This is a genomic window from Chryseobacterium metallicongregator (genome assembly GCF_031324065.1).
In the GTDB taxonomy this organism is placed as follows: domain Bacteria; phylum Bacteroidota; class Bacteroidia; order Flavobacteriales; family Weeksellaceae; genus Chryseobacterium; species Chryseobacterium metallicongregator.
This window is the reverse complement of record NZ_JAVIXS010000014.1, coordinates 370,515-384,025: the sequence shown is the minus strand read 5'-3', so window position 1 is coordinate 384,025 and position 13,511 is coordinate 370,515. Positions and strand designations below refer to the sequence as shown.

The window sequence follows — 13,511 nt, the reverse complement described above, 5'->3', positions numbered from 1 at the left end:
TTTTGCGCCAAATTTACAAAACTATATGTTAACAGTATCTAACTTATCTTTACAATTCGGGAAAAGAGTTCTTTTTGACGAGGTAAATATTATGTTTACCAAAGGAAACTGCTACGGGATCATCGGAGCAAACGGTGCGGGAAAGTCTACATTCCTGAAAATACTAACAGGAAAGCAGGATCCTACAACAGGGCATGTATCTCTGGAACCAGGGAAGAGAATGTCAGTTTTGGAACAGGATCACTTTGCTTATGATCAGTTTACTGTTCTTGAAGCTGTTTTAAGAGGTAATAAGAAATTATTTGAGATAAAAGAGGAAATGGATGCGTTATACGCAAAAGAAGATTTCTCTGACGAAGACGGTATTAAGGCCGGAGAATTAGGTGTAATTTATGACGAGATGGGTGGCTGGACTGCAGAATCTGATGCTCAGACTATGCTTTCTAACGTAGGAATCACGGATGATATGCACTGGCAATTGATGAGTGAACTTGAGAATAAAGACAAAGTAAAAGTTCTTTTGGCTCAGGCACTTTTCGGGAACCCTGATGTATTGATTCTGGATGAGCCTACCAACGACCTTGATATTGACACCATCTCATGGCTGGAAGACTTCCTTGCTGATTATGAAAACACGGTAATTGTTGTATCTCACGACCGTCACTTCCTTGATACGGTTTGTACCCACATCGGTGACCTTGATTATTCTAAGCTTAACCTATATACAGGTAACTACTCTTTCTGGTACCAGGCTTCTCAATTAGCAACAAGACAAAGAGCTCAGGCCAACAAGAAGGCTGAAGAGAAGAAAAAAGAACTTCAGGATTTCATTGCACGTTTCAGTTCTAACGTAGCGAAAGCTAAACAGGCGACTGCGAGAAAGAAAATGATCGACAAATTAAATATTGACGATATTAAGCCTTCTTCAAGAAGATATCCTGCTATTATTTTCGAAATGGAGAGAGAAGCTGGAGATCAGATCCTTGATGTAAAAGGTCTTGAAAAAACAAAAGACGGAGAATTATTATTCTCTAATATTGATTTAAATCTTAAAAAAGGAGATAAAGTAGCTGTACTTTCCAAAAACTCTTTAGCCATTACAGAATTCTTCGAAATTCTGGCTGGAAATGTAGAAGCGGACAAAGGTACGGTTGCATGGGGAGTTACTACCAATCAGTCTCACATGCCATTGGATAATACCAACTTCTTCCAGGAAGACCTAAGTTTGGTTGACTGGTTGAGACAGTTTACAAAGAATGATGAAGAACGTCATGAAGAATTCGTAAGAGGATTCTTAGGAAGAATGCTATTCTCAGGAGATGAAGCTTTGAAATCTTGTAAAGTACTTTCCGGAGGTGAAAAAATGAGATGTATGTTCAGTAGAATGATGCTTCAGAAAGCGAATGTTCTTTTATTAGATGAACCTACCAATCACTTAGACCTTGAGAGTATCACGACTTTGAACAACTCTTTATCTAACTTCAAAGGAAATCTTTTACTGGCATCTCATGACCACGAAATGCTTTCAACAGTCTGTAACAGAATCATTGAACTGACTCCTACCGGAATCATCGACAGAGAAATGACTTATGACGAATACCTTGCTGATAAAAAGGTAAAAGAATTAAGAGAAAAAATGTATTCATAATCCGAACAACATTAAAATCTATATAAAAATACCTCAAAGCAATGCTTTGAGGTATTTTCGTTTAAACAATAAATAAAATAATTATTTCGTCAATTTAGCAGTAGGTAAAGCTACAGTTCCCGGATCTTTCCATAAACCTTCTTTCTCTGCTTTCTTTTTGATAGATTCTGCTCTTTTGTTGCTGTCGGGGTGAGAATTGAACATCTTTTCAAAATTAGTCTGTGTACTTCCTTCTGAAAGTAAAGCTAACTTTTTAAAAGCTGTATAAGCACCCACAACATCATATTTATTAGCTTTCATAAAGTCATATGAATAAGTATCTGCTTCAGACTCCTGCTTTTTACTGTGTGAAGCATCTAAAAAGGCATTTGCCATCTTTCCTACCTGGCTTTCATTAAGGGTAGCTACAGCGGACGAAGCTGATGACGCAGCATCTAATGCCGCTGCTTTCAGATAAGCTGATTTCATAGCATCTTTGGTATCCTGATTCTTCACGTGGCCGATTTCATGTCCGATTACGGCAAGCAATTCATTATCAGTCATGATATCCATTAATGAAGAGAATACGCGTACGCTTCCGTCTGCACAGGCAAACGCATTGATATCTTTTACTTTATAAACTTTATAATTCAAGTTCAGACCATCCTGAGATTTGTGTTTTCCAAACAGTTTGTTCAATCTTACAGTGTATGGGTCTTTAGGTCCTGCTACAGGATTATTCTTATCCATCCAATCTACTGATTCTTTGGATAATTTAATAGCATCTTCGTTGGTAAATGTTAAGGCTTTTGCACCATTTGAAACCATCCCGGCCGCTTTGCCAAGGTTAATTTTCTGTGCATTGATCGAATACATTGCCCCAAATAACATAAGGCTTAGCGTAATTTTTTTCATAGTCATTTAAAATTTGGAGCACGAAGATAACCTTTTTTAACAATTATTAAGTCAAAAATTCTCCTATATCTGCCTTGAATGTTATTTTTTTATTATTGAAAAGAAACCCGAAAGTTCTTGCCTTTTATTTTAAACAAAATAATCATAAAAATGCTTGATACATATAGTTTGAAAGGGTATAATTTTCCTGCATAGATCATTTTTAAAATGAATAAAAATATAATTCCTCTGATCAATTTAACTAACAAGTATAAATTTTGCTCATACTTATGCCATCCATTTTAAAATCTAATTTGCTGATTTTTAAAGACGCTTTTAGAACTTTTTTCCCTATTTTTGTGAAATGAGTCAAAAATGGATTTACAAGCCTGAACCCGATGAGGAAGTTGTTGACAGACTAAGTTCGTCACTTGGTTTTGGTACTTTTGAATCTAAAATCCTCGTTCTAAGGGGAATTGACAATTATCAAAAGGCCAGAGAATTCTTCAAACCCAACCTTAACGATATACACAATCCGTTTTTAATGGCAGACATGCAAAAAGCTGTAGAGCGTATTGCAACGGCTATTGAAAATGGTGAAAAAATATTGGTATATGGAGACTATGATGTGGACGGAACCACAGCAGTTGCTTTAATGTACCTTTATCTCAGCAAAATTGTTGAGAAAAAATATCTGGATTATTATATTCCTGACAGAAATTCTGAAGGATATGGAATTTCCACGGAAGGAATTGATTTTGCCAAAGAAAATGGTTTTTCATTAATCATTGCTCTGGACTGTGGAATCAAAGCCCTTGATATGATCAACTATGCCAGCAATCTGGACATTGATTTTATTATCTGTGACCATCACCTTCCGGGGGAAGAGATTCCTGATGCTGCGGCTGTACTTGACCCAAAAAGAAGCGACTGCCGATATCCTTTCAAAGAACTTTCGGGATGTGGTGTTGGTTTTAAGCTTTGCCAGGGACTTAATACCATTTATAAATTACCGGAAGCAGAATTATTTGAACTGACAGACCTTCTGGCAATCTCCATTGCAGCAGATATTGTTTCCATGACAGGAGAAAACAGAGTTCTGGCTAAAATGGGATTAAAAACCCTCAGAAAGACCAGAAACCTTGGTTTAAGATTATTGATTCCTGAGGATAAACTTTCTCATTTTGAAATTTCCAATATTGTTTTTGAAATCGCTCCTAAAATTAATGCTGCCGGAAGAATTTCTCATGGTAAAGCAGCTGTAGAGCTTATGGTTTCTGACAATCTGAAACATGCCAACCAGATTGTAAATGATATCATGAACCTCAACGATGAAAGGCGTGAACTGGACATGAATTCTACACTTTCTGCGCTCAATCAGATTATAGAATCCCAACAGGAAACCAAACATACCACCATCGTTTATCATCCCGAATGGAATAAAGGTGTAATTGGTATTGTAGCCTCAAGACTTATTGAAACCTATTATAAACCTACCCTTGTATTTACTGATGGTAATAATGGGGAAATGGTAGCTTCTGCAAGATCTGTTTCTGATTTTGATGTACATGAAGCCCTTGATTTGTGTTCTGAATATTTCCTTAAATTCGGAGGACATCATGCCGCCGCCGGACTTTCGATGGAGAAGGATAAATTTGATGCTTTCAAGGAAAAATTTGAAAGAATTGTTTCTGAAAAAATCAAGGATCATCAGAAAGAACCTTCTATTACGATTGATACAGAGATTAGAGTAGATGAAATCAACAGAGAGTTTATCAATTTCCACAGAAAACTGGCTCCATTTGGACCGCATAATATGAAACCTATTTTTACATTAACGGATCAGAAACTTTCCGGCTATGTAAAAACAATGGGAAAAGATAATAATCACCTGAAGTTTTATATCAGACAGGAATCTACAGGACGAAATATTGAATGCGTAGGATTCAAACTGGGACAGTTTGTTGAGGATTTTAAAAATAAAAATTTCGATCTTGCTTTTACCCTGGAAGAAAATCACTGGAAAGGCAATGTAACTCATTATCTCAATATCAAAGATGTAAAATTCAGAGATTGAGAATAGGGATTAGAGATTAGGATTTAGCAATAAGGTATAATGCATATGGGAAATTATAAGGAATTAATCGTGTGGCAAAAATCTGTAGATCTCGTTACAGAAATCTATCAAGTAACAACAGCTTTCCCAAAAGAAGAACTCTATGGACTTATAAGCCAGATCCGCAGATCCTCAATTTCAATTCCATCAAATATTGCTGAAGGTCATTCCAGAAGATCTACTAGTGACTATCTTCAGTTTTTGAAAATTGCAAGAGGTAGCAGCACCGAATTGGAAACCCAATTGATTATTTCAAGAAATTTAAATTATTTGAATCCTGAAATTTTTCAAATTTTGATCGAAAAAACATCCGAGATATCAAAAATGCTGAATGCAGTAATTACAAAACTTCAAACTCCCTAAGCCCTAATTCCTGCAACCTAACTCCTTATAACAATGAAAAAAATCGGTTTATTTTTCGGATCATTCAATCCTATTCATATCGGGCATCTTATTCTGGCCAATTATATCCTGGAAAATTCTGATATGGATGAGCTTTGGTTTGTGGTAAGTCCGCAAAATCCGTTTAAAGACAAAAAATCTTTATTGAATGACCATAACAGACTTGATATGGTACAGCTTGCCGTAAAGAATTACCCCAATATGAGGGCTTCAAATGTTGAGTTCTCCCTTCCCAAGCCAAGTTATACTATTGATACGCTAACTTACCTTCATGAAAAATATCCTGATTATTCTTTCAGTCTGATCATGGGCGAAGATAATCTGAAGAGTCTTCACAAATGGAAAAATTCTGATACGCTGATCAAAAATCATCATATCATTGTGTATCCAAGAGTATTTGAAGGAGAGAAAAAAGATTCTGAATATTTACAGCATGAAAATATCTCTCTCATCAAGGCACCTGTCATAGAACTTTCAGCTACAGAAATCCGTAATATGGTCAGGGATGGTAAAAATGTAAGACCTATGCTTCCACCTGAAGTTTTTGAATATTTGGATGGTAGCAGTTTTTATAAGTAATCAATGAAAGTGTGCTTATTCTTATTCTCTGTTTTTTTACAAGGCTTTCTATATGCTCAGGAATCATCAACTCAAAAAAGTGACTCTCTTAAAGAATTACAGAAAATTGCTTTTGCTGAAAGGATAAGCGATAAAAAAAAGCGCTGCAGTGAAGATTCAATCAGGGCTGTAAAAGCTTCGGAAATTCAAAATAAATATTTTATCAATATTGCTGCTCCCGATGGTGATAAGTTTTTGCCCGGAGAAGAGCTCAAAATGATTTTAAAAAAGCATAATATCATTTGGGGCGGAGAATGGATGGGAAGTGATATAGGTTTGTATTCTGATGAATGTTATTACTCGGTAATGACTGAATTGACTGAAAAAAAATTTGGTAAAGATTTTATTGATGGCCTCGTAAAAGAATCTGTTGCCATGTATGTAAAAAAACACCCCGGTAAAATCTTTGATAATGATGAGCATTGTGAATGGACCTATAAAGGGAACTACCTCAGCTATACATATGACAATGATCAGTTAAATAAAGACTTCTTCAATAGTTTTACTTATCCAGAAGGTTATGAAAATCACAATCCTTCTTTTCAAAAATATCGTTCAAGTACTGTGGTTACGCTCACCTTAGATCAAAAAGGAAAGGTTTTGAAGCATCAATTTAGTCATCGTATTTATAATGATCACAATTTAAAATATATCCCTTATTTCGAAAAAGAGATCAAAAAGTTTATAAAATACACTAAATTTGAGCCTGTAAAATACAGGGGGCATCCTGTAAAAAGTGAAACATCCTTTTTTATCTACTATAAATAATAATTCATGGACTTCATCGAAAAACTTTTCTCAAAATATTCTCAGGAAAAAATTATCAAATGGTTTAAACAGATTTGCCTTGCAGAAGCTATTTCATGTCTTTTACTGTACGGTGTTGCAATGATCTGGATCCGATACGATGAAAATTTATATTCTATTATCTTCATCAGCGTTATTGGCAGTTTACACGGATTATTTTTCACCCTTTATCTTTTGCTCTGCCTTCCGGCGAGAAAAATTTATAATTGGGATGATGAAGATTTTGTTTTTGCTTTATTATCTGCATTCTTCCCCTTCGCAACGGTTTGGGTAGATAAAAAGCTTGCCCGATTCGACAGAGAATAAATAATAGATATATTACATAAAAAAAGGACCTTTTCGGTCCTTTTTATTTTTACTACGGTGATTACAAATCCCGTTTCACATGTCCTGTTGCTGTGAAGGTATGATTTCCTGAATTATCGGTATATGTTCCATTAACGGTAAAATCAATGTAGTCTCCTAAAGCTCCGAAAGAAGTTATATCGACAACCAAATTTCCGTTATTGGATGTAATAGAACCTCCAGAGAAGTCAAACCCATAATATGAAGTAAAACTTGCAGCCACGCCCGTCATATTGTTTTGGGTCATAAAGAAAGTGGGTCCAATTGGATTTACAGAGATTATTCTTAATTGTTTAGCTGGCAGATTAGGTGATGTAGAAGTAAGCCCTGTCCATTGCGCATTGAACGATCCTGACAAGTTAATAACAGGCTGATTATCAATTTTATAATTTATATATTCATTCACAGAATTACAAGCCATAATATTCCCCAGATTCATAGTTGTAGATGTTGCTGTGAAAGTAACATCATTGGTACTCAATAAATTAACGTTATCAAATCCTTCATATCTAAACTGTGGATTTGCTATACATGAATAAGTATTGAATGTAAAACCTCCGTTATTATCTACTGGGACTGACATATACTGGAAATAATTTGTACTTACTGTTGGTTTCAATTCTACATAACCATCACTCACATTGGCATTAGCACATGTTTTCAGGACTCCCTGAATGGTATAGTTGGTAGATATAGAAGGGTTTACAACAATATCTGAAATAGTCGTTATGACTCCAGTTGGAAAAGGGCCTACGTTTGATGTATAAATTACATTATTACAAACATCATAAACCTTTAGGCTAAGAACCTCACTTGCCGGAACTATTCCATAGACCATTCCTGCATTATCTGTCATCCCGTAAGTTTCATATGCTTGAGAAATTCTCATTAAAGCGACCTTAACATTGGGTAAGACCTGCCCTGCTGCATTTTTTACAGTTACTTTCAGCGTTGCCTGTGGAAACTGTGCATCACAATTCCACCAGGAAAAATGACTTACTGTTCCTACATAGGTATTTCCCATCTTTGTTGCAGAGCCTTCTTCTTTCCACATTCCGGTATCTTCATTATAGGACCATAGTGGTATCGTGGCTGGTGAGCTTGACGTTTGTGTTGCATCTACCGGAACAGTAATTTCTGCGGTATGGCCGTTTGCAATCTGAAGATTCTGCCCGGAACTTCCTGTTAATTGTACATGGAGCATCCCAAAAGTTTCCATCACTCTGGCATTTCCTGCTGAGTTGGTTGCCAAAAAAGATCCTGGCATTAATTCATTAAGATAAGGATTGGATGGTGCCAGGTGAAAAACTCCCACGCTCACATTTCCTGAATAGACATTTCCGTTGGCATCTTTAAAACTTCCATCGAATTTTACTTTAGTTCCGTTAGGTAATGAAACGGTAGAGATAGAGCCTGTGGCAATTGTAGCTGTTGTTGTTACAGGAATCATCATGATATTCACTCTATTTATTCCGTTGGTAGGAACTAAAACCCGTGATGCATTTACAAAACCGGCTTTTGTTACTTTTACATGGGCAAAATTTTCTTTTACCGAAGCATTCTTCAATGTAAAAAGGCCTTTAAGGTTAGTTGTTGCCGTGTTAGCTCCAATGGTAACTGTTGCTCCGGAAACCGGATTTCCACTTGTATCAAGAACGAGACCCTGAAAATTCTTTTGTGCTGTATTCCCAAAACTATAATTAGAGGGAGAATCGGATGGGTTTTCATCTATTTCTACGAAAGATTCACTTTTACATGAAAATAATAAGATAAAGAATAAAAATAAAAGGTAAAATTTTCTCATATGGTATTAATTTTTAGTTTTCACTAAATTAATAATAAAAGTCCATCACTAGTACATTTTATTGTTTTTCTCTTTTTTTTAATTAAAAATCTTCATTAATTTCTTTCTTCCATGTAACATTTAACATCTGTTATTTGTCTTATTATACAGAAAGGTCAGGCAATCATTATTTTTAACTAAATTCTTACCAACTGACAATCAATCAATTAAATTTAATTAAAAATATTTTTCAGTACTTTGTATTGCATGATACTAAATTTATTATATATCTTTGCAATGTTAAATAACAAACCATACAAGCTATTAATTAAAAAAGAATAATCATGAAGACTCAAATTCTTATTGCAGCACTATTTTTCGGTGGACTTATCACTGCCCAGCAGAAAAAAGACAGTATGAAAGTAAATGCTATTGATGCAGTGAATATCAAGAAGCAGGTTTTCAAAAAGCAAGGTGACCGTTTGGTGTATGATGTAGCTTCTTCATCTATCGCTAAAGGAACCAACACCTTTACTCTTTTAAAACAAACTCCGATGATTTCCAGTATTGATGGAAAAACACTGAAGATTTTGGGAAAAAATGATGCCGTGATTTATATCAACAATAAGAAAACCAATATGGATGCTGAGGCATTGATTGAAATGCTGAAGTCTACTCCATCTGAGGATATCCAAAAAATAGAGGTGATTACAGTTCCGGGAAGTGAATTTCAGGTTGAGTCTAAAGAAGGAGTAATCAATATTGTAATGAAAAAAAGCAAAAATAACGGCTACAACGGAACGCTGAAAATGCAGAACGAACAGGCATATTACAATAACCCCAATGCAGGAGCTTCTTTTAATTTCAGACAGGGAAAATGGTCAGGTAACTCTAATTTCAGAACGGGAAGCTGGACAGACAGACAGAGATATACTTTATCAAACGGAGATCCTACTTTCAAAAATGAATCTTTCGGATTTAATGATGATCCTAATAAAAATTTTGGAGGAGGTTTCAATGTTGATTATGAGATTAATAAAAAACACAGTCTTGGATTCTCTTACAACATGAGATATAATAAAAGTTTCAATTCTGTACTGAATATTACCAACTGGCAAAACGGAGTATTAAATAACAGAACAGTCAATAACGAGGATGCGCAAACCAGAAATCATTCTTTCAATTTGAATTATGAGATGAAAACAGATTCTCTGGGAAGTAAGCTTACTTCAAACGTTTCTTATTTATGGTTCAACAGGGATAAAGTAAGTTTCAATGAAAGTTTTCCTTTAACAAACGATACGATCAACAAGTATTCTGCGCTTCATCAATCAGTCCCTCAGATCATTAACAATTATGCCGCTAATATCGATTACCTGAAAAAAACGGCTAAAGGCGCAACTTGGTTAATGGGAATCAGTTACAATCATACGAACACGGATAATGATACCAAACAAGACAAATTAATAGGTGGTGATTTCGTGATAGATCCTAAACAAACCAATCACTTCATTTATAAAGAAAATATACTGGGTATTTACCTGAACTATGAACGTAAACTGACTGAAAAAATATCCGGAAAAATAGGAGCCCGCTACGAGATGACCAGAAGTACCGGAGAGATTCTGGAAAAAACAGGATTCGAAAGAAACTACAACAATCTTTTACCTTATCTGAACTTAAATTATGCCATCAATTCTGATCACAATCTGAGTTATACTTTCTCAAGCAGAATCAGAAGACCAAGATTTTGGGAACTCAACCCGTCCAGAACCTATTTCACTCCTACGAATTATACACAGAACAATCCATTTGTTCTTGCTTCAAAATTTTATAATCAGGAGCTGAGCTATATGTACAAAAATGCATTCTATGCCAATCTTAGCTTTAATATGGTGGAAGATGCATCTGCTTCTGACATGCTTCCGTTACAGGGAACTTTAACCACTCCAGAAAGAGATAAAAATGGGAAGATAATCTATGGCCCAGACGGAAAAATGATCATGAAAACAACAAGATTTTTAAGATATATAAGAACCAATTACGGTAAAAACAGAGAGCTCGCACTTACGCTGGGAATGAACAAATCATGGTTCAAAGACATATGGACAACCAACTATTCTGTCAATTTGGGCTATGTTACCTACAAAGGCGGAGTATGGGAAGATCCCACTTCTCAACTGGGTCAGTACGAATCCGAGTCACTGGAACCATATATCATTGATGTAAAAAACTACAATATGTCTGCAACGATCAATAATGTCATCAGACTTTCTTCTAAAAAAGACTGGTTCTTAGGGGTTAATTACTTCTTTGCCAGCCAGACCGCAATGGAAGGAGGAATGATCGGAGCGAGACAGAGTTTCGATTTAAGTCTGAAAAAAATTGCCGGAGACTGGACGATTGTAGCGGAAGTGAGTGACTTATTTAATCAAAGCTTCTACAGAGTAAGAGGAGTACAGCCTAACGGAAAGTTTAATAATATCACCAACTTCAATTATCCAAGGCTCATGAGCATCGGTGTTACCTACAATTTCGGAAACCAGAAACTGAAAAAAGCAAGGGAAATGAAATCAGCCAACGATGCTGTAAAATCAAGAACCTAATCTATACAACCTATACCACTAAATCCACTCTTAAATAAAAACAACATGAAACGTATAATTTTGTCAATGGCCATCGTATTTGGTACTTGTGCATTTGCTCAGGAAAAGAAATCTGATACGGCAAAAACAAAAAATATAGAAGGAGTTACCATCACAAAACAGGTTTTCAAAAAGCAAAGTGACCGTTTTGTATATGATGTAGCAGCATCTCCTGTAGCCAAAGGAAATACCACTTTTGATCTCCTTAAACAGACTCCGTTATTATCTTCCACAGATGATAAAACATTGAAAATTGCTGGAAAAAATAATGCGCTGATCTTTATCAACGGCAGAAAAAGCACTATGGATTCTGAGTCTCTGGCTCAGTTTCTGAAAAATACTCCGGCAGAAAATATCCAGAAAATTGAAGTGATTACAGTACCCGGAAGTGAGTACCAGGTAGAATCATCAGATGGGATCATCAATATCGTTTTAAAGAAAAAAATGAGTGATGGTCTCAATGGAAATATGAGAATGTCTAACACTACCAATAAATATAACGGAAGTCAGGCGAGCTTCTCAGCCAACTATAGAAAAAACAAACTGGGAATAAGCGCCAGCCTTAGTGGGGGTGAAAATATTGAGCCACAAACCTATACTTTAAGAAATGGGACTGCCAAAACTTCTAATGAATCCGTAGGAGATGTAGATGATCCGAATAAAAACATCGGTGGTTATCTGAATATTGATTATCAACTGAATGATAAAAGCAATCTTGCATTATCATGGAACACATGGGCCAATAAAAGTTATAATTCAACGGTAGATTTATTTAATACCATTAAAAAAACAAATACAGAATATACGTGGTCTAAAAACCGTGAAGATTCAAGATCTTATAACAATTCTGTGAATTTAAATTATGAATTAAAAACAGATTCATTAGGAAGTAAACTGAATGTAAACGCAGCTTACCTCAACTATAGAAGATTTCAGTTCACAGATAACCAAACCTTTGCTTCGGATATCAACAGAGAAGTAGGAAAAATAAAAACACAGGTATTGCAGGATCTCCCTCAGATCATTAATAATTTCTCAGGAATGATAGATTATAATCAAAAGTTTAAAAATGATCTGACCGTGTCTATAGGTGGAAATTATAATAAAACCAAAACAGATAACGATTCTAAAAACATAACTTATTCTTTTAATCCTGTAAAAACTCCAGATTCAAGGCCCAACCATTTTATCTATGATGAAAACATCTACGGAATGTATATTACCGTTGAGAAAAAGATTTCCGACAAACTTTCCGGAAAAATAGGTGCCCGATATGAAATCACAAACAGTCTTGGAACTTCTGACAACGCTCCCACAGAAGCCCTTAGAAGAATTGAAAGAAATTACAAAAACCTTCTTCCCTATCTAAGCCTGAACTATGCAATTAATGATAAAAATAATATCTCTTATTCCTTCTCTAGCAGAATGAGAAGACCTAGTTTCTGGGAACTTAATCCGGTAAGGAACATTCTTACAGATGATAATTATACTCAGAATGACCCATTTGTAAAGGCGTCTTCCAACTATAATCAGGAGCTTACCTATATGTTCAAAAATTCCTATTTCCTGATTTTAAACCATTCTTATATTCAGGATGTGATTACGCAGGTGCCGCTTCAGGGATATCCGGTATCACCGGCCGGGAAGGAAGGAGAAAACCCGGCATTGAGATATATCAGAACCAATTTTGGGAATAAACAGGAAATGTCTGCAATGGTAGGTATTCAAAAGTCATTTTTCAAGCAATACTGGACAACCAATTTCAATATCGGGGTACAACATAATATCAACAATGGAAGCCTTGATACTGATCCTACAACCGGAGACAGATTCAAAGATGAAAAAGGTACGAATGGAAAATTTATTACATACACCAATAAAACCAATTCTACCAGTCTCTTGATCCAAACCAACAACACCGTTCGTCTTGATAAAAAGAAAACATGGTTCTTCGGACTTAATTACTTCTTTGTAGATAAACAGCAGATTGAGCTTGGTTCATTGAAAAACTTGATGAGTTTAGACCTTAGCCTTAAGAAAATGTGGAATGACTGGACTTTCGCAGTCAATGTAAATGATGTACTGAATACCAACATCGTTAAAATTGAAGACTTCCAGGAAAACGGGAACTATAATTATGTCCACCAAAACCGTTACAACAGAAGCTTAATCGTAAGTCTTACCTATAATTTCGGAAACCAGAAAATCAAAAAGGTAAGAGACATCGAAGGTGCTTCAGATGCTATTAAAAGTAGAACAAGATAAAGAATTATC

The 13,511-nt window shown here is 35.4% G+C and carries 10 protein-coding genes; 8 read left to right on the top strand and 2 right to left on the bottom strand.

Annotated elements, in window-relative coordinates; genetic code table 11:
• Positions 1 to 25: 25 nt before the first annotated feature.
• Positions 26 to 1,648 carry an ABC-F family ATP-binding cassette domain-containing protein gene (locus REB14_RS15270; RefSeq protein ID WP_079240272.1) on the top strand — a complete coding sequence of 541 codons (1,623 nt, stop codon included), beginning with the start codon at positions 26 to 28 and terminating at the stop codon, positions 1,646 to 1,648.
• A gap of 81 nt (positions 1,649 to 1,729) precedes the next feature.
• Here REB14_RS15270 and REB14_RS15265 read toward each other — a convergent pair whose 3' ends face one another.
• Positions 1,730 to 2,542: a M48 family metallopeptidase gene (locus REB14_RS15265; RefSeq protein ID WP_079243833.1), complete on the bottom strand. Its 813-nt coding sequence runs from the start codon at positions 2,540 to 2,542 to the stop codon at positions 1,730 to 1,732.
• Between the two features lie 343 nt (positions 2,543 to 2,885).
• On the opposite strand from REB14_RS15265, the gene recJ reads away from it, so the two are divergent.
• Genes recJ through REB14_RS15240 form a run of 5 tightly spaced genes read left to right on the top strand, consistent with a single transcriptional unit; the run spans position 2,886 to position 6,770 of the window.
• Positions 2,886 to 4,598: a single-stranded-DNA-specific exonuclease RecJ gene (gene recJ / locus REB14_RS15260; RefSeq protein ID WP_079240271.1), complete on the top strand. Its 1,713-nt coding sequence runs from the start codon at positions 2,886 to 2,888 to the stop codon at positions 4,596 to 4,598.
• Positions 4,599 to 4,643: 45 nt separating this feature from the next.
• The gene (locus REB14_RS15255; RefSeq protein WP_079240270.1) at positions 4,644 to 5,000 is read left to right on the top strand and encodes a four helix bundle protein; all 357 of its coding nucleotides are present in this window, start codon (positions 4,644 to 4,646) and stop codon (positions 4,998 to 5,000) included.
• 33 nt (positions 5,001 to 5,033) lie between these two features.
• Positions 5,034 to 5,618 (top strand): nicotinate (nicotinamide) nucleotide adenylyltransferase, encoded by a 585-nt coding sequence (nadD, locus tag REB14_RS15250; protein WP_309522568.1) that lies wholly within the window; start codon positions 5,034 to 5,036, stop codon positions 5,616 to 5,618.
• A 3-nt stretch (positions 5,619 to 5,621) separates the two neighbouring features.
• Positions 5,622 to 6,425, top strand: a complete 804-nt coding sequence (locus tag REB14_RS15245; protein ID WP_309522567.1) for a hypothetical protein — start codon at positions 5,622 to 5,624, stop codon at positions 6,423 to 6,425.
• Between the two features lie 6 nt (positions 6,426 to 6,431).
• Entirely contained in the window at positions 6,432 to 6,770 is a 339-nt protein-coding gene (locus REB14_RS15240; protein WP_079240268.1) for a DUF3817 domain-containing protein, read from the top strand.
• A gap of 61 nt (positions 6,771 to 6,831) precedes the next feature.
• Here REB14_RS15240 and REB14_RS15235 read toward each other — a convergent pair whose 3' ends face one another.
• Positions 6,832 to 8,613 carry a carboxypeptidase-like regulatory domain-containing protein gene (locus REB14_RS15235; RefSeq protein WP_309522566.1) on the bottom strand — a complete coding sequence of 594 codons (1,782 nt, stop codon included), beginning with the start codon at positions 8,611 to 8,613 and terminating at the stop codon, positions 6,832 to 6,834.
• A 323-nt stretch (positions 8,614 to 8,936) separates the two neighbouring features.
• On the opposite strand from REB14_RS15235, the gene REB14_RS15230 reads away from it, so the two are divergent.
• Both REB14_RS15230 and REB14_RS15225 read left to right on the top strand, forming a co-directional pair.
• Complete coding sequence (locus REB14_RS15230; protein WP_309522565.1) at positions 8,937 to 11,198, top strand: TonB-dependent receptor domain-containing protein; 2,262 nt, start codon at positions 8,937 to 8,939, stop codon at positions 11,196 to 11,198.
• A 45-nt stretch (positions 11,199 to 11,243) separates the two neighbouring features.
• A complete protein-coding gene (locus REB14_RS15225) occupies positions 11,244 to 13,502 on the top strand; it encodes a TonB-dependent receptor domain-containing protein (protein ID WP_309522564.1) in 2,259 nt (752 codons plus the stop codon).
• The last annotated feature ends 9 nt before the right edge of the window (positions 13,503 to 13,511 follow it).